This is a genomic window from Sphingomonas faeni (genome assembly GCF_040407505.1).
Classification (GTDB): domain Bacteria; phylum Pseudomonadota; class Alphaproteobacteria; order Sphingomonadales; family Sphingomonadaceae; genus Sphingomonas; species Sphingomonas faeni_E.
The window spans coordinates 575,858-592,863 of the sequence record NZ_JAPZPQ010000002.1 but is presented as its reverse complement, the minus strand read 5'-3'; the positions used below and the strand labels follow the sequence as shown (position 1 = coordinate 592,863).

Below are 17,006 nucleotides of genomic sequence, written 5' to 3'. Positions count from 1 at the left end.
CTAGACTGGAAGCAGGGATCGTCTTCGCGGCGCGCAGGGTTTAGGGCGGCGCGATGATGTTTGCCGAACAGGAACGAGACCTCGCCAGACTGACGGCCGTCGACCGGTACCGATCGCTCAGGCCGCGTACAGGCGTCGACTTCGCCTCGAACGACTATCTCGGACTCGCCGGATCGGACCGGCTGCGTAGCGCGATGACCGACGCGTTGCAGCGCGGCGTGCCGGTCGGGTCGGGCGGGTCTCGATTGCTGCGCGGCAATGCGCCCGAGCACGAGGCGCTGGAGGCGGACGCCGCGCGGTTCTTCGGAACCGAGGCGGCGCTGTTCTTCGCGAGCGGCTATGTCGCCAACACCATCCTGTTCGCGACGCTGCCACAACGCGGCGACCTGATCGTCCACGACGCGCTGATCCACGCCAGCGCTCACGAGGGCATGCGTCTCACGCGAGCGAGCTGCGTCGCCGCCACGCATAACGATGCCGATGCGGTCGAGGACGCGATCGTCGCATGGCGCGCGTCGGGCGGCACGGGTCGCGTGTGGATCGCGGTCGAGAGCCTTTACAGCATGGACGGCGACCAAGCTCCGCTCGCAGCTTTAGCCGAAATTGCGGACCGCCACGACGCCGTCATGCTGATCGACGAGGCGCACGCAACAGGCGTGTTCGGTACCGACGGTCGCGGACTGGCCGAAGCGCTCGACGGGCGCGAGAACGTCATCACCCTGCGCACCTGCGGCAAGGCGCTTGGCTGCGAGGGAGCGCTGTTGTGCGGACCCGCAGTCATGCGCGAGTTCATCGTCAATCGCGGGCGCGGGTTCATCTTCTCGACCGCACCGTCGCCGCTGATGGCGCTGGCGGTCGGCGAAGCTCTGCGCATCATCGCCGACGAACCGGCACGGCGGGAAAGGCTCTGGGCGTCGGTCGCCACGGCGGAGCGCGTGCTCGCACCCTACGGCGTCACGGCGACGGGATCGCAGATCCTCCCGCTGGTGCTGGGGGACGCCGCACGGACGATGCAGGTCGCCGGCGCGATCCAGGCTGCGGGTTTCGACGTGCGCGGGATACGGCCGCCAACCGTGCCCGAGGGCGGATCGCGGCTGCGGATTTCGTTGACGCTCAACGCGACGGTGGCGGATATCAAGGCTTTGGCCAACGTCATGGGAGAGGCACTGCAATGACGATCGTCGTTACCGGGACGGACACCGATATCGGCAAGACCGTGTTCGCCGCCGGGCTCACCGCGGCACTCGGCGCGCGGTATTGGAAGCCCGTGCAGGCAGGCCTCGCAGACGGCAGCGACGCAGCCTCGGTCGTAACACTCGGCGTGCCCACAGACCGCGTCCTGCCCGAGGCGTACCGGCTGACGACGCCGTGCTCGCCGCATCTCGCCGCCGAGATCGACGGTGTGACGATCGATCCGGACCGGCTTGCGCTACCCGAAGTCGATGGCCCCCTGATCGTCGAAGGCGCGGGCGGCGTGATGGTCCCCGTGACACGCGACCTGATCTTCGCAGACCTGTTCGCGCGGTGGAACACGCCGGTCGTACTCGTCGCGCGCACCGGGCTCGGCACGATCAACCACAGCCTGCTCTCGATCGAGGCACTGCGCAGCCGCGGCGTTCCGATTCTCGGTATCGCCTTCGTCGGCGACGCGATCGAGGATAGCGAGGCGACGATCGCCGCACTCGGCAAAGTCCGCCGGCTCGGCCGCCTGCCCCGCCTCGATCCGCTCAACGCCGCCACCTTAGCCGAGGCGTTCAACGCAAACTTCGACCTGAAGGCGTTCCGATGAGCGACTCCCCCGTCTGGCACCCCTTCACGCAACACGGCCTGCGCGAGCCGATCCCGCTCGTCACGCATGCCGAGGGCGCCGCGCTCTATACGTCCGACGGACGGCGGATCGTCGATGCGATCTCGTCCTGGTGGGTGACGACGCATGGCCACGCCAACCCGAAGATCATGGCCGCGATCGCCGAACAGGCGGGCAAGCTCGACCAGATCATCTTCGCCGGGTGGACGCATCAGCCCGCCGAGGACCTCGCACGTGGCCTGACCGCGATCATGCCGCCCGAGCTTACGCGAGTCTTTTTCTCGGACTCAGGGTCGACCAGCGTCGAGTGCGCGCTGAAGATGGCGCTCGGTTACTGGCTCGATCGCGGCGAGGATCGCCACCGTATCCTGGTGGTCGAACACGGCTATCACGGCGACACGATCGGCGCGATGTCGGTCGGCGCGCGCGGCGTCTACAACCGCGCCTACGCGCCGTTGCTGTTCGACGTCGGCACGATCCCCTTCCCCGCCGCCGGGCTTGAGCAAGCGACTCTCGACGCGCTGGAGAAAGCCTGCGCCGCCCACCCCGCCGCGTTCATCGTCGAGCCGTTGCTGCTCGGCGCCGGCGGGATGCACATCTATTCCGCGCACATCCTTGCCGAGATGCGGCGGATCTGCACGCGCCACGACGTCCTGTTCATCGCCGACGAGGTGATGACCGGCTGGGGCCGCACCGGCACGTTGCTCGCCTGCGAACAGGCCGGCGTCGTGCCCGACATCCTCTGCCTGTCGAAGGGCCTGACCGGCGGCGCGATCCCGCTCGCAGTGACGATGGCGACCGAGGCAATCTACCAGGCGCACTACGGCACCGACCGCGCGCGCATGTTCTTCCACTCCTCAAGCTACACCGCCAACCCGATCGCCTGCGCCGCCGCCAATGCGAACCTCGCGATCTGGCGCGACGAACCCGTGCGCGAGCGGGTCGCGGACCTTGCCGCACGCCAAGCCGCGCGGCTGGAGGTCCTCGCCCGGCATCCTCGTATCGCGAACCCGCGCCAGATCGGCACCATCACCGCGGTCGAACTCCGCGGCGAGGACGGCTATCTGTCACAGATCGGCCCGCGCCTGCTCGCGTTCTTCGGTGAGCACGACCTGCTGCTCCGCCCGCTCGGCAACACGGTGTACGTCATGCCGCCCTATTGCATCGACGATGCCGATCTAGATCGAATCTACGCGGCGATCGCCGAAGCATGCAACACGATCCGGCATTGATCCTGACGTTCTTGCTGCACTGCAGCAACAAATGATGTACGTGCGACGTTGAGATAAGATCGCGGCCGAGTACGCTGGCGACGAAAGGCTCGATTGACGTGAGAAACATCGCCGACACCCTCGCCCGCATGGCGCGCGCCGGAGCGCCGACCCCGCGCGACACCGCGCCCGGCCGCCTGACGCCGCTGACCGAGTTCGGGACTAATCCAGGTGCGCTGCTCGGCTTCAGCTACGTTCCCGCCAACCTGCCACCGGGCGCGCCACTGGTCGTCGTCCTGCACGGCTGCACGCAGACCGCGGCGGGGTATGACCACGGTGCAGGCTGGTCGAAGCTCGCCGATCGCGTCGGTTTCGCGCTGGTCTTCCCCGAGCAGACGCGCGCGAACAATCCAAACCGCTGCTTCAACTGGTTCGCGTCGGAGGACACTGCGCAAGCGGGCGGCGAGGCGGAATCGATCGCGCAGATGACCGAAACGATGATTGCGCGCCACGGCCTCGATCGCAGCCGCGTGTACGTTACCGGCCTGTCGGCGGGCGGCGCGATGACGATGGCGATGCTCGCGACGCGGCCTGACCTCTTCGCGGGCGGCGCAGTGATCGGCGGGCTAGCCTACGGCACCGCGACCGGCGTGTCGCAGGCGCTCGACCGGATGCGCGGGCACGGCGACACCAGCGACACCGCACTGGTCGACGCGGTCCGTAGCGGCGCTCGTGGCCACGACGGACGCTGGCCGACGCTCGCGATCTGGCACGGCGGCGCGGACGCGACGGTGAGCGTAGCGAACGCGGACACGATCGCGCGGCAATGGCGCGGGATCCACGGCGTCGACGCCAAGGCGATGCGCACGGAGCAGCTAGGCACCGCCGTCCACCGGACCTGGTCCGACGCGCAAGGCCGCGATGTCGTCGAGGACTGGACCGTGCCGGGCATGGGTCACGGCACGCCGATCGATCCTTTGCGCGGCGAGCGCTTGGGCGCCGCGGGGCCGTTAATGCTGGATGTCGGGATTTCGAGTACGGCGGTGATCGCGAAGTCCTGGGGGTTGGTTGCGGCGGCAAAGGCGGAGACCGCGGCCAAGCCGGCCGCGGTCGAACGCGTCGCCAAGATCGCTATCCCCGTGCCGCCGAAACCTGCGGCAAAGCCCCGCACTGAAGCCCCCGCCGGTATCCAGGCGACGATCGAGAACGCCCTCCGCGCAGCCGGGTTAATGCGATAGAATAGGCATCGGCTAGCGGTTGGGTGCACTCCCGCCAACCCCCACCCGTCATCCTGACGAAAGCCAGGATCCAGAGCCAGACAGGGCACCGTTCGTTACCCTGGATCCTGACTTTCGTCAGGATGACGGGGTTGTGAGGCGTTTCGCGATCGTTCCAGCGCCCGGCGGACGGGAAGACTTTGCGCCAACCCTCCCCCGCCAGGGGGAGGTGGCAGGCACTTCGCCTGACGGAGGGGGCGGCATGGACAACCACAGTTGCGCGTTTTCACCCTCCGTCACCTGACGCGCCTGCCTAACAAGCGAGGATCGACGGGAGCGATCGACAAGCCGCGCAACCCGGCTAAACCCAGCGCATGACGTCCACCCCGCCCCGCCCCTGGCGCACCGAGTTCGCCGCCACGCTGAAACTCGCCTGGCCACTGGTCGCGACCAATCTCGCGCAGGCGCTGGTCGGCGCGACCGACGTGGCGATGCTGGGGCGACTCGGCTCCGACACGCTGGCGGCGGCGACGCTCGGCCTCAACCTCTACCTCGTCTTCCTGATCTTCGGCATGGGCCTCACCACCGCCGCCGTCCCGATGATCGCGCGCGAGCGCGGCGCGCGGCCGCATGCGGTGCGCGATATCCGGCGGACCGTGCGCCAGACGATCTGGGTCGCCGCAACGCTCTGCCTGCCCTCGTGGATCATCCTGTGGAACGCCGAACCGATCCTAGTCCACCTGCTCGACCAGGACCCGGTGCTAGCACACGAGGCGGCACGCTTCGTCCGCGCGGTGATGTGGGGAATGCTGCCCAGCCTCTGCTTCCTCGTGCTCCGAGCGTTCGTCGCCGCACTCGAGAAACCCGCCTGGTCGCTGGTGGTGATGGTCGGGCTGCTGGTCGTCAACGCGGGGCTCAACTGGCTGCTGATCTTCGGCCACGCCGGCCTCCCCGCGCTCGGCCTGCTCGGTTCGGGGATGGCGAGCAGCATCGCCAACGGCCTCAGCTTCGTCGCGATGGCCGCCGTCATCGTCTATGCCAGGCCGTTCCGTCGCTATCGCCTGCTCGGCCGGTTCTGGCGTGCCGACTGGCCACGATACCGCGCGGTCTGGAAGCTTGGCCTGCCGATCGCGATCACGCTGGGGTTCGAATCCACCGTGTTTATCGCTGCGGTGTTCCTCATGGGGCTGCTCGGCACCGTGCCGCTCGCCGCGCACGCCATCGCGATCCAGATCGCCAGCGTCACCTTCATGGTCCCGCTCGGCATCGCGCAGGCGGCGACGATCCGCGTCGGCCTGGCGTCAGGGCGTGGCGACCGTGCTGGCATAGGGCGCGCAGGTTGGGCGGCGTTCGCGATCGGCGAGAGCTTCATGGTGCTGACCGCCGCGCTGCTGATCCTCGCCCCACAGTTGCTGATCGGCATCATCCTCGACGTCGATGCGCCTGCCAACGCGCCGGTCGTCGCGCTCGCGATCTCGCTGCTCGCGGTCGCCGCGGTGTTCCAAGTGGTCGACGGCGCGCAGGTGATCGGCGCAGGCATGTTGCGCGGGCTGGGCGATACCAAGGTGCCAATGCTGTTCGCCGCGATCGGTTATTGGGGCATAGGAATCGGCGTGGGTGCGTGGCTCGCGTTCGGCCGCGACTGGGGCGGGGTCGGCATCTGGACAGGGCTCGCGACCGGATTGGCAGTCGTATCGGTTCTGATGATCGCCCGTTGGCAGGCGCGCGAACGGCTTGGCCTCGGCTAAGGCTCGCTTGGTCTCTTTGTCCGACAAGAATGATACATAACCGCTCCAGTGTGTTAACGTGTGTTACACAACCGGAGCCTGACATATGCCTGATCAAGACCGCATCGTCGCGATCGGTTTGCTCACGCAGCGCGACGTTTTTGCGCTCGGCCATGACCTGTCGCGCGTTTATCCGATCGACGAGATGCCGTGCTTCGGCGCGTTGCTCGGCGCGATCGACGAAGCAGACCGGGCGTTCCACCGTGCCCGCGATGCCCAGCAGGTGGCTATTCCTCTGCAACAGGGCGTAACCTTGAGCGCGTAGCGGCGTTCGAGATCCGCTGCCCTGCGGAGATCAATCATGACGCTGCCTACTGAAATGCTTCTTCTAGGCTGGTCGACAGTCTTGCTGTTCGCGTACGTCATGATCCAGGGGCAGACCGCGACGCGCGACCGCGGGCTCGACTGGAACGCGGGTCCGCGCGACGGCGAGCAGAAGCCCTTGGGCGAGATGGCCGGCCGCGCCGAACGCGCGCTCAAGAACTTCCAGGAAACCTATCCCGTCTTCATCGCACTCGCGCTGGGGCTGGCGGTCACCAATCGCACTGGCGGGCTTGGTGCGATCGGCGCATGGCTCTGGTTCGGCGCGCGGATCGCCTACATTCCGCTGTACCTGTTCGGCATCAAATATGTCCGCAGCCTGTGTTGGACGGTGTCGATCCTCGGCCTGCTGCTGATGCTGATCCGCTTCCTCTAAGGCCTAGTTGCGCAGCGTGCGAATGATCGCCGAGAAGTCGAGCCCACCCTGCCCGGCCTCGGCGAACGCCTCGTAACGCTCGGCAGCTTTAGCGCCCATCGGCGTATCGGCACCGGTGTCCTTTGCCGAGGCCATCGCAAGCCGCAGGTCCTTGAGCATAAGCGCCGCCGCGAAACCGCCCTGATAGTCATGATCGGCGGGCGTATCGGGGCCGATGCCGGGGAGCGGTGCATAGGTGGTCATCGACCAGCTCTGCCCCGACGACACGCTGGCGATGTCGTAGAACGCCTGCGCATCGAGCCCGAGCTTCTCCGCCAGCACGAACGCCTCGCAAGTCGCGATCATCGTCGCGCCGAGGATCATGTTGTTGCAGATCTTCGCCGCCTGCCCCGCGCCGTTCGCGCCGGCGTGGATCACCGCCTTGCCCATGTCGGCGAGGATGACGCGCGCCCGGTCGAACGCTTCGGCAGAGCCGCCAACCATGAAGGTGAGCGTCCCCGCGTTCGCCGCGCCGATCCCGCCCGACACCGGCGCGTCGACCGCGACCACCCCCTTGGCCTGCGCGGCGGCGGCGACTTCCTTGGCGGTGGCGACGTCGATCGTCGAGCAGTCGATCAGGATCGCGGACGGCGACGCGACGCCGAACAACCCGTCATAGACCTCGGCGACATGCTTGCCGGCGGGGAGCATCGTCACGATCGCCTCGGCACCGTCTGCAGCTTCGGCAGCGGACGCGACCGGCAGGCAGCCTGCGGCCTTCGCCTTGTCCAGCGCGTCGACGCTCAGATCGAACGCGCGGACGTCGTGGCCCTTCTTCGCGAGGTTCGCCGCCATCCCGCCGCCCATGTTGCCGAGCCCGATGAAACCGATCCGTGCCATTGCCTGCTCCTGTCTCCCCTCCCGTATGCGGGAGGGGCCGGGGGTGGGCGCCCGGCCTGTTATGTTGCACCACGTCGCCGACCGGGAGCCCACCCCCCGGCCCCCTCCCGCGCGCGGGAGGGGGAGCAGATCATTTCCCCGTCCAGGTCCCGGCGCGCTTCTCGACGAACGCGGCCATGCCCTCGCTCTGGTCCGCGGTCCCGAACAGCCCGTGGAACAGCCGCCGCTCGAACTGGACGCCCATCGCGAGCCCGGTCTCGAACGCCGCGTTGACCATTTCCTTGTTCGCCAGCACCGCCAGCGGCGCCATCGCGGCGATCGTGGTCGCGGTCTTCACCGCCTCCTCGACCAGCTCGTCCGCCGGCACGATCCGCGAGACCAGCCCCGCGCGCTCCGCTTCCTCGGCATCCATCATCCGCCCGGTCAGGCACATCTCCATCGCCTTGGCCTTGCCGACCGCGCGCGTGAGCCGCTGCGATCCGCCCATCCCCGGCGACACCGCCAGCTTGATCTCCGGCTGGCCGAACTTGGCGGTATCCGCGGCGAGGATGAAGTCGCACATCATCGCCAGCTCGCACCCGCCCCCGAGCGCATAGCCAGCAACCGCCGCGATGATCGGTTTCCGCGTCCGTGTGAAATGCTCCCACCCGGCGAAGAAGTTGCTCGCGTACATCTCGGCAAAGCCCTGCGACTGCATCTCCTTAATATCCGCCCCCGCCGCGAACGCCTTGGCCGAGCCGGTCAGCACCGCGCACCCCTGCGACGCATCCGCATCGAACACGGCGAACGCGGCGATCAGGTCGGCGAGCACCTGTGAATTGAGCGCGTTCAGCGCCTGCGGGCGGTTCAGCGTGACGAGCGTGACGCCACCGCGCTGCTCGACCAGGATCGTTTCGTAGGTCATTCACTTACTCCTTGTATCCCCGCGACGGCGGGGACCCAGTCTGGGCTCCCGCCTTCGCGGGAGAACATTTAGGCGGATCAGTCCGGCGTCCACGCCTCGTCCTCCGGCAACGGCGCGAAGATCTGGTCGATCACATGATCGGTCACATCCTCGGGCGTCGCCGGATCCCAGCGCGGCGCATTGTCCTTGTCGACGATCACCGCCCGCACGCCCTCGATAAAGTCATGCCGCTGCACGACATGCGCGCCGACCGCATATTCCTGCCGCATCTCGTCCGCAAAACTCGCCATCGCCGCACCCTCGTGGAGCAGGCGGAGCGACACCTTCATCGTCTGCGGCGACTTGGTCTTCAACGTCGCGAGCATCTGAGTCGCCCACTCCCCACCATCGGCGTCGAGCGCGTCATAGATCTCCTCCAGCACGTCCGACGCGAACAGCCGGTCGATCTCGTCTTTGCGAGCCAAGATTTTCGCGTCGGGGGCCGCCGTCGCCAACGCGTCCAGAACGCCAGCGACATCCTGCGGGGTCTCCGCAATCCGCGCTTTGGCCGTATCAAGCGTATCGCTCGCGAGAAAATGCGTCGCCAACCCGAGCGCGAGGCACTCCGCGCCGTCGAGCCGGTGCCCGGTCAGCGCCAGATACTGCCCGATCCGCCCCGGCAATCGCGACAGATACCAGCCACCGCCGACATCCGGGAACAACCCGATCCCCGTCTCCGGCATCGCGAACTTGGTGTTCTCCGTCGCGACTCGGAACCGGCACGGCAGTGCAAGGCCGACGCCGCCACCCATCGTGATCCCGTCCATGAACGCGACGATCGGTTTGGTATAGGTGAACAGCCGATGGTTCATCCGGTACTCGGCATGAAAGAACGCCCGCGCCTCGACGCCATCGGTCGCGCCCGAGGCTGCAAGCATGCGGATATCCCCGCCCGCGCAAAAACCACGCCCTTCGGCATGATCGACCACGATCGCCTCAACCGCCGCATCGCCACGCCAAGCTTCCAGTGCCTCGAGCACGCCTTCGCACATCGCCAGATTCAACGCGTGCAATGCCTTCGGGCGGTTGAGCCGTATCCGGCCAATCGGGCCCTCAACGGTGGTTATCAGGTCTTCGGTCATTCGCTCTTCCTTGTTCTCCCGCGAAGGCGGGAGCCCAGACTGGACTCCCGCCTTCGCGGGAGAACATGCTATTGCCGCGTCAACTCGCGACCGACGATCATCCGCATCACTTGGTTCGTGCCCTCCAGGATCGAATGCACGCGCAGATCACGCCAGAAACGTTCGATCGGATAGTCCTGCAGATACCCGTACCCGCCATGCAGTTGCAGCGCGCGATCGACCACCGACGAGCCGGTATCCGTCGCCAGCCGCTTCGCCATCGCCGCGAACTTGGTCTTGTCGGGCGCGTTCGCCGTCACCTTCGCCGCCGCGATGTAGAGCAGCGCGCGCGCGGCCTCCAATTCGGTCGCCATGTCGGCCAGCATGAACTGCGTGTTCTGGAAGTCCGCGATCGCCTTGCCGAACTGTTTCCGGTCCTTGGTATAAGCAATCGCCTCGTCGAGACACCGCTGCGCGCCCCCCAGCGAGCACGCACCGATGTTCAGCCGTCCACCGTCGAGCCCCATCATCGCGATCCGAAAGCCCTCGCCCTCGCCGCCGACCATGTTCGCCGCCGGCACGCGAACGCTGTCGAAGATCACCTGCCGCGTCGGCTGCGAATGCCAGCCGAGCTTCTTCTCGTTCGCGCCGAACGACACGCCCGGCATGTCCTTCTCGATCACCAGACACGAGATGCCCTTCGGCCCGTCCTCACCGGTGCGGACCATCGTCACATACACCTCGTTCTCGCCCGCACCCGAGATGAACTGCTTCGAGCCCGTCACGATCCAGTCGTCACCGTCGCGAACCGCGCGCGTCTTCAGAGCCGCCGCGTCGGAACCCGACCCAGGCTCGGTCAGGCAATAGCTGCCCAGCCGGTCCATCGTCACCATGCTGGGGAGGTACTTGTCCTTCACCGCAGCCGATCCGAACCGGTCGATCATCCACGCAGCCATGTTGTGGATACTGATGAACGCCGACGTCGACGGGCAGCCGTACGACATCGCCTCCATGATCAGCGCCGCCTCGAGCCGCCCGAGCGCGATCCCGCCGCTCTCCTCGCTGACGTAGATCGCCGCAAAGCCGAGCTCGGCCGCGGCCTTGATCGTCTCACGCGGAAAGATGTGCTTCTCGTCCCACTCGGCCGCATGCGGGGTGATCCGGTCGGCGGTGAACCGGCGCGCGAGTTCCTGGATTTCGCGCTGGTCGTCGGTGAGGTCGAACTGGTTGGTCATAGGTCTCTCTTCCATCATGCTGGGCTCGACCCAGCATCCAGAGCCAGGAACGCCGAAACTGGTGGCTCTGGATCCTGACTTTCGTCAGGATGACGACTTGGGGGGATGATGTGGCTAGGCAACCCGCGGTCTATATCATGGCGAGCTGGCGCAACGGAACGCTCTACATCGGCGTGACGTCCGACCTGATGGCGCGGATCGTTCAGCATCGCGAGGGCGCATTCGATGGCTTCTCAAAACGATACGCGGTCAACCGGCTGGTGTGGTTCGCGATGGCGGACACGATGGAGGCGGCGATCACGCGCGAGAAACAGCTCAAGGTCTGGAAGCGCTCGTGGAAAATCGAATTGATTGAAACGGATAACCCGACGTGGCGCGACCTGGCAGAGGATTGGGGCTTCGACCCCTTACCCAACCACCGCCCGTCATCCTGACGAAAGTCAGGATCCAGAGCAAAGAGCGTCGCGCTTCGTAACTCTGGATCCTGGATCAAGTCCAGGATGACGGGATGAGAGGGCAGCATCCCTCACCCCATCGTCGGAATGACGAACGCATCGTTATTCCGCGCAGGCCCACCATCCTCGGCCATCGCCGGCAGCGCGGAGCCGTCCGGCCAGCGCTGCGTGATCGTCTTGACCTTGGTCCAGAACTTCACGCCCTCCATGCCGTGCTGGTTGGTATCGCCGAACGCCGAGCGCTTCCATCCGCCGAACGTATGATACGCGACCGGCACCGGGATCGGCACGTTGATGCCCACCATCCCGACGTTCACCCGCGCCGCGAACTCGCGCGCCGCGTGGCCGTTGCGCGTGAAGATCGCGACGCCGTTGCCGTATTGATGCTCGCTCGGCAGGCGCACCGCCTCCTCGAAATCGGCGGCGCGGACGATCTGGAGGACGGGGCCGAAGATCTCCTCCTTGTACGCCGACATCTCCGTCGTCACGTGATCGAACAGCGACGGCCCGATGAAGAAGCCCTTCTCATGACCCTGCAACGCAAACCCCCGGCCATCGACCACCAGTTCCGCGCCCTCGTCGACGCCGGTCTGGATCCAGCTCTCGATTCGGCTGCGGTGGGCCGCATTCACTACCGGGCCGTAATGCGCGTCGTTGTCGGTCGACACGCCGACGCGCAGTGCAGCGATCGCCGGGATCAGCTTCTCGCGCAGGGCGATGGCGGTCTTCTCGCCAACCGGCACCACCACCGGCAGCGCCATGCAACGCTCGCCCGCCGAGCCGAATGCCGCGCCCGACAGGTCGGCCACGACCTGGTCGAGGTCCGCGTCGGGCATGACGATGCCGTGGTTCTTCGCGCCGCCCATCGCCTGGACGCGCTTGCCCGCTTCGACGCCGCGACGGTACACGTAATGCGCGATGTCGGACGACCCGACGAAGCTCACCGCCGAGATCGCCGGGTGATCGAGGATCGCGTCGACCATTTCCTTGTCGCCGTGGACGACCTGGAAGATGCCCTCGGGCAGCCCCGCCTCGACGAACAATTCGCCGAGCCGCACCGGCACCGACGGATCGCGCTCGCTAGGCTTGAGGATGAACGCGTTACCCGTGGCGATCGCGACGCCAGACATCCACAGCGGGATCATCGCCGGGAAATTGAACGGCGTGATACCCGCACCGATACCGAGCGGCTGGCGCATCGAATAGACGTCGATCCCCGGCCCGGCGCCCTGCGTGTACTCGCCCTTGAGGATGTGCGGGATCCCGCAGCAGAACTCGATCACCTCGAGCCCGCGCTGGATATCGCCCTTCGAATCCGCGATCACCTTGCCGTGCTCGGACGACAGCAGCCGCGCCAGTTCGTCCATGTTCGCCTCGACGAGCCGCTTGAACTCGAACATCACGCGGGCGCGACGCTGCGGGTTGGTCGCAGCCCAGCCCGGCTGCGCCTTCTGCGCCGCGGCGACCGCACGGTCCAGATCGGTCGCGCCCGACAGCCGCACGCGCGCCTGCACCTCGCCCGAATTCGGGTTGAACACGTCGCCGAAGCGCTCGGCCGTGCTGGCCGCACCGCTCACGAAATTCTCGATCGTCCGCATGGGCATCCTCTTCTAGTTGGCCGCATCGTCCGCCATAAGCGTTTCGCAGCCAAGTGGGGCTGTTTGCAGATACGCTCTGCAAATGTGCAGCATGGGGTGAGGCGTTCATGGATTGGGACGACGTCCGGTATTTCCTCGCTTTGGCGCGCACGCACCGGCTTGGGCCTGCCGCAAAACTGCTGGGACAGGACGCGACGACGGTCTCGCGGCGGCTGCAACGGCTCGAGCGGCGACTCCAGACGACGTTGTTCGAACAGACCGTGGCCGGCTACGCGCTGACCGAGCGCGGCGCGGCATTGCTCGACCATGCCGAGACGATGGAGGCGTCCGCGCTCGGCATCCAGGAAGTCGTCGGCAATGACGCGGGCGTGCTCGCGGGGCCGATCCGGTTGAGCGTCTCGGAAGGCTTCGGCAGCCGCATCCTCGCGCCGCGCCTCGCGTCGTTCACCAACCAGCATCCGCGGATCGCGATAGACCTGATCGCGTCGACCGGTTTCCTAAACCCCTCACGGCGAGAGGCGGATATCGCGGTGATGCTAGCGCGTCCGAAGAGTGGGCCGTTGGTCGCGCGAAAGCTGACGGACTATCACCTCGGCCTCTACGCGCATTCGGATCACCTCGCGCGGACGGGACCGATCGCGACGACCGCAGACCTGATGCGGCACCGGCTTATCGGGTACGTGCCGGACATGATCTACGCGCCGGAACTCCGCTATCTCGCGGAGATCGACGGTCGGCTCGACGCGTCGATCCGCAGTTCGAGCATCGTCGCGCAGGCCGAGCTGATCGCCGCGGGCGCGGGCTGCGGAATACTCCCGTGCTTCATTGGTGACCGCGTACCGGGGCTAGTGCGCGTGTTGCCCCAGGCGGTCGACATCCAGCGCTCGTTCTGGCTGGTCGTCCACCGCGACGTCCGCCGGATCGCGCGGATCGACCGGTTCATCGCTTGGCTGGACTCGACCATCGGCGACCTGAAGCCGCTGATGATGGGCGTGTCGTCCCCACCAATTGCCGCCCCCGAGTGACGCCCGTATAGATCGATGTTGCATGGCAGCATCGCCGGGCCTGGAGCAGCGCGTTGATCCCCAAACTCTATCACCAGATGATCGACGCGATCGGCGATGGCACCGGCCTCCCCGATATCATCCTCCACATCCACGCCGGCATGGCGCTGCTGATGATCGCGCGACTGATCACGCGGCGTTCGTTCGGGACGTTCATTCCTTGGTACGTCGTCGCGGCAGGCGAGGCGTTCAACGAGATCATGGACCGGCTGAACTTCGGCTCGTGGCGGTGGGAGGATACCTCGCTGGATATCGTCAACACGCTGTTGTGGCCGACGGTGATCTGCCTTGGGGTACGCTTGCGGCCGATGATCCGGTCGCGCACGACGATCGAGCGGGATTTCGCGGAGCGAGATTTAACCGAAACCGAGACCCAGCCCTGACGCACTCCTCTTGCTGGAAGGGGGGATGAGCGGCCAAGACCGGGTCGGCTCATGTTGTCCCGGTAGAAAGCGAACCGACCGGGAGCAGCACGAACCTCCCCCCTCCCTGGATGGGAGGGGTTGGGGGTGGGTCGGCCGGTTGGCTGGCGCCGAGTATCCCAAGCAGCCTACCCACCCCTAGCCCCTCCCTTTCAGGGAGGGGAACGCGGTGTAGTCGGAGCCGACCTTAGCTCAACCAACCTAGGTCAGCTGATATAGCCCACCTGCGGCTTGGCCACGCTTCGAACCCGCTCAGCCCAAAGCCACATACCGTTGCAGGTGATAGTCCTCATCGCCCAGCTGGTGATCGATCATCACCAGCCGCTTGGCGTAGTGCGACACCGCGTATTCCCACGTCATGCCGATCCCGCCGTGAAGCTGGATCGTCTCTTCCGCGACCAGCGCGCCAGTCCGCCCGATCGTGTATTTCGCCGCAGACAACGCCCGCTCGCGCGCCTTCGCATCGTCGCCGTCGAACGCCGACGCCGCGTTGATCACCGCGGAGTGCGCCTGCTCGATCTCGAGCAACACCGTCGCCATGCGGTGCTGGAGCGCCTGGAACTTGCCGATCGGCACGCCGAACTGCTTGCGGTCGCGGAGGTAGCCGAGCGTCGCTTCCTTGACGAACTCCATCGCGCCGACCGCCTCGGCCGACAGCGCGAGCAACCCGGCCCCGACCGCCGCATCGACGATCGCCTGCCCCTGCCCCTCGCCGCCGACACGCGCGTCGGCGCCGAGGGTCACGTTGTCGAACGTCACGTCACCAGCAGCGCCGCCCTCGACGACATTGAAGCTGCGGACCGACACCCCGGCCGTATCCGCCGGCACGAGCAGCACGAGCGGGTCGCCATCCTGCTCCACCGTCACGACGAACACGGATGCCGCACCCGCCTGCGAAACGACAGCCTTCGTCCCACTGAGCGTCCAGCCATCGCCGCTCTTCGTCGCGGTCACCGGCGTCGCGCCGTCATCATGCGCGAACGCGGCGATCGTTTCGCCCGACACGATCCCGGCAAGCGTTTCGTCATGCCCCCCAGCCTTCGCCAGCGCACGCCCTGCCATCAGCGCGCCCAGGAACGGCTCGACCACGAGTGCGCGGCCGAGCGCCTCGAACACCACCATGATGTCGAACCCGCTGCCGCCGAAACCGCCCGCCGCCTCGTCGAACAGCGCGGACACGATACCGAGTTCGCTCAACTGCTGCCAGACCGCCGGGTCATACCCCGCCTCGCCGTACGCACCCGCGTTGCGCGTCTCGATCGGATAGCCGTCGCGCAACGCCCGCACGAGCGTGTCGGCGAGCATGCGGCGGTCGTCGGTGTGTTCGAAATTCATGGTATCACAGACCCAGGATGGCTTTGGAGATGATGTTCTTCTGGATCTCGTTCGACCCGCCGAAGATCGACAGTTTGCGGTTGTTGAAATAGCTCGGCGCCGCCATCGCGGCGTCCTCCGGGCCTACATCCTCGCCGTTCCAGCCGGCCTCCAGAGCTTCGGGTATGTAGGGTGCCGCGTACGAACCATAGGCGCGACGCGTCAGCGAGGTGATCTCCTGACGGATCTCGGTACCCTTGATCTTGAGCATCGAACTCTCCGCACCGGGCGCACCGCCACCCGCGACCGCCGCCAGCACGCGAAGGTTGGTCGTCTGCATGTTGGCCAGATCGATCTCGACCCGCGCCATCCTTGCCGCGAACAGCGGATCGTCCGCCAGCGAGCGCCCGCCCTTCTTCTGCATCTGCGCGACTTCCTTCAGCCGCTCGAACGACGCGATCGAGAAACCGACGCCGGCGATGTTGGTCCGCTCGTAGGTCAGCAGGTACTTGGCGTAGGTCCAGCCCATATTCTCTTCACCGACGAGGTTCGCCACCGGCACCTCGACGTCGGTGAAGAACACCTCGTTCACCTCCTGCTCGCCGTCGATCAGCGTGATCGGGCGCACCTCGATGCCGGGCGACTTCATGTCGATCAGCAGGAACGAGATGCCCTCCTGCTTCTTTGCGGTCGCGTCGGTGCGGACGAGGCAGAAGATCATGTCGGCATGCTGGCCGAGCGTCGTCCAGGTCTTCTGGCCGTTGACGACATAGACGTCGCCCTTCCTGACGGCGGTGGTCTTGAGACCGGCGAGATCGGACCCCGCGCCCGGCTCCGAATACCCCTGGCACCACCAGTCGGAGCCGTCGAGGATCCGCGGCAACCACTGCTTCTTCTGCTCTTCGGAGCCGTATTTGATCAGCACAGGACCGAGCATGTTGACGCCGAACGGGACCACGCGGGGCGCGTGCGCAAGCGCGGATTCATTGTCGAAAATAAAGCGCTGGATCACGCTCCAGCCGGGGCCGCCCCATTGCTCGGGCCAGTGGTTCGCCAGCCAGCCGCGCTCGTTGAGGATCGCGTGCCATTCCTCCATGTCCGACTTGCGCAGCCGCTTGCCCTCGCGGACCAGCGTCGAGAGGCGGGCGGGCAGTTTGGCGCGGAAGAATGCGCGGACTTCGTCGCGAAAGGCTTCTTCCTCGGGCGTGAAGCTGAGATCCATGGCCATGTGACTCCTGATGTTGGAGCCTGTGTGCCACAGTCGATCTTGGAATTGAAGGACCGGTATGGTGGAAAACGAAGAAAACGCGGTGCTG

At 66.6% G+C, this 17,006-nt stretch carries 17 protein-coding genes; 10 read left to right on the top strand and 7 right to left on the bottom strand.

The window, feature by feature from the left end:
* Window positions 1-53 precede the first annotated feature (53 nt).
* The 7 genes from O6X71_RS09290 (at window position 54) to O6X71_RS09260 (ending at window position 6,719) form a co-directional block, all read left to right on the top strand.
* A complete protein-coding gene (locus O6X71_RS09290; protein ID WP_353465609.1) occupies window positions 54-1,175 on the top strand; it encodes an 8-amino-7-oxononanoate synthase in 1,122 nt (373 codons plus the stop codon).
* Entirely contained in the window at window positions 1,172-1,789 is a 618-nt protein-coding gene (bioD, locus tag O6X71_RS09285; RefSeq protein WP_353465608.1) for a dethiobiotin synthase, read from the top strand. Before O6X71_RS09290 ends, bioD begins: the two co-directional genes overlap by 4 nt.
* Window positions 1,786-3,039: an adenosylmethionine--8-amino-7-oxononanoate transaminase gene (locus tag O6X71_RS09280; protein WP_353465607.1), complete on the top strand. Its 1,254-nt coding sequence runs from the start codon at window positions 1,786-1,788 to the stop codon at window positions 3,037-3,039. Before bioD ends, O6X71_RS09280 begins: the two co-directional genes overlap by 4 nt.
* Window positions 3,040-3,137: 98 nt before the next feature.
* A complete protein-coding gene (locus tag O6X71_RS09275) occupies window positions 3,138-4,256 on the top strand; it encodes an extracellular catalytic domain type 1 short-chain-length polyhydroxyalkanoate depolymerase (protein WP_353465606.1) in 1,119 nt (372 codons plus the stop codon).
* A gap of 353 nt (window positions 4,257-4,609) precedes the next feature.
* Entirely contained in the window at window positions 4,610-5,983 is a 1,374-nt protein-coding gene (locus O6X71_RS09270) for an MATE family efflux transporter (protein ID WP_353465605.1), read from the top strand.
* 85 nt (window positions 5,984-6,068) lie between these two features.
* Window positions 6,069-6,287: a hypothetical protein gene (locus tag O6X71_RS09265; RefSeq protein ID WP_353465604.1), complete on the top strand. Its 219-nt coding sequence runs from the start codon at window positions 6,069-6,071 to the stop codon at window positions 6,285-6,287.
* 36 nt (window positions 6,288-6,323) lie between these two features.
* Window positions 6,324-6,719, top strand: a complete 396-nt coding sequence (locus O6X71_RS09260; protein ID WP_353465603.1) for an MAPEG family protein — start codon at window positions 6,324-6,326, stop codon at window positions 6,717-6,719.
* A gap of 3 nt (window positions 6,720-6,722) precedes the next feature.
* Here O6X71_RS09260 and mmsB read toward each other — a convergent pair whose 3' ends face one another.
* The 4 genes from mmsB to O6X71_RS09240 all read right to left on the bottom strand — a co-directional run bounded on the left by mmsB (window position 6,723) and on the right by O6X71_RS09240 (window position 10,837).
* Window positions 6,723-7,598, bottom strand: a complete 876-nt coding sequence (gene mmsB, locus O6X71_RS09255) for a 3-hydroxyisobutyrate dehydrogenase (protein ID WP_353465602.1) — start codon at window positions 7,596-7,598, stop codon at window positions 6,723-6,725.
* A 130-nt stretch (window positions 7,599-7,728) separates the two neighbouring features.
* On the bottom strand, window positions 7,729-8,502 hold the full coding sequence (locus tag O6X71_RS09250) for an enoyl-CoA hydratase (RefSeq protein WP_353465601.1): 774 nt from the start codon (window positions 8,500-8,502) through the stop codon (window positions 7,729-7,731).
* Window positions 8,503-8,579: 77 nt separating this feature from the next.
* Complete coding sequence (locus tag O6X71_RS09245; RefSeq protein ID WP_353465600.1) at window positions 8,580-9,623, bottom strand: enoyl-CoA hydratase/isomerase family protein; 1,044 nt, start codon at window positions 9,621-9,623, stop codon at window positions 8,580-8,582.
* Between the two features lie 68 nt (window positions 9,624-9,691).
* On the bottom strand, window positions 9,692-10,837 hold the full coding sequence (locus O6X71_RS09240; protein WP_353465599.1) for an acyl-CoA dehydrogenase family protein: 1,146 nt from the start codon (window positions 10,835-10,837) through the stop codon (window positions 9,692-9,694).
* Window positions 10,838-10,947: 110 nt separating this feature from the next.
* Between O6X71_RS09240 and O6X71_RS09235 the strand changes: the two genes are divergently transcribed.
* A complete protein-coding gene (locus O6X71_RS09235; protein ID WP_353465598.1) occupies window positions 10,948-11,271 on the top strand; it encodes a GIY-YIG nuclease family protein in 324 nt (107 codons plus the stop codon).
* A 92-nt stretch (window positions 11,272-11,363) separates the two neighbouring features.
* Here the strand turns inward: O6X71_RS09235 and O6X71_RS09230 are convergent, their stop codons facing one another.
* Window positions 11,364-12,890, bottom strand: a complete 1,527-nt coding sequence (locus O6X71_RS09230) for a CoA-acylating methylmalonate-semialdehyde dehydrogenase (protein WP_353465597.1) — start codon at window positions 12,888-12,890, stop codon at window positions 11,364-11,366.
* Between the two features lie 107 nt (window positions 12,891-12,997).
* On the opposite strand from O6X71_RS09230, the gene O6X71_RS09225 reads away from it, so the two are divergent.
* The gene (locus O6X71_RS09225) at window positions 12,998-13,915 is read left to right on the top strand and encodes a LysR family transcriptional regulator (RefSeq protein ID WP_353465878.1); all 918 of its coding nucleotides are present in this window, start codon (window positions 12,998-13,000) and stop codon (window positions 13,913-13,915) included.
* A gap of 53 nt (window positions 13,916-13,968) precedes the next feature.
* Window positions 13,969-14,337 carry a hypothetical protein gene (locus tag O6X71_RS09220; protein ID WP_353465596.1) on the top strand — a complete coding sequence of 123 codons (369 nt, stop codon included), beginning with the start codon at window positions 13,969-13,971 and terminating at the stop codon, window positions 14,335-14,337.
* A gap of 291 nt (window positions 14,338-14,628) precedes the next feature.
* Here the strand turns inward: O6X71_RS09220 and O6X71_RS09215 are convergent, their stop codons facing one another.
* The gene (locus tag O6X71_RS09215; RefSeq protein ID WP_353465595.1) at window positions 14,629-15,711 is read right to left on the bottom strand and encodes an acyl-CoA dehydrogenase family protein; all 1,083 of its coding nucleotides are present in this window, start codon (window positions 15,709-15,711) and stop codon (window positions 14,629-14,631) included.
* Window positions 15,712-15,715: 4 nt separating this feature from the next.
* On the bottom strand, window positions 15,716-16,912 hold the full coding sequence (locus O6X71_RS09210; protein WP_353465877.1) for an acyl-CoA dehydrogenase family protein: 1,197 nt from the start codon (window positions 16,910-16,912) through the stop codon (window positions 15,716-15,718).
* Between the last annotated feature and the right edge of the window lie 94 nt (window positions 16,913-17,006).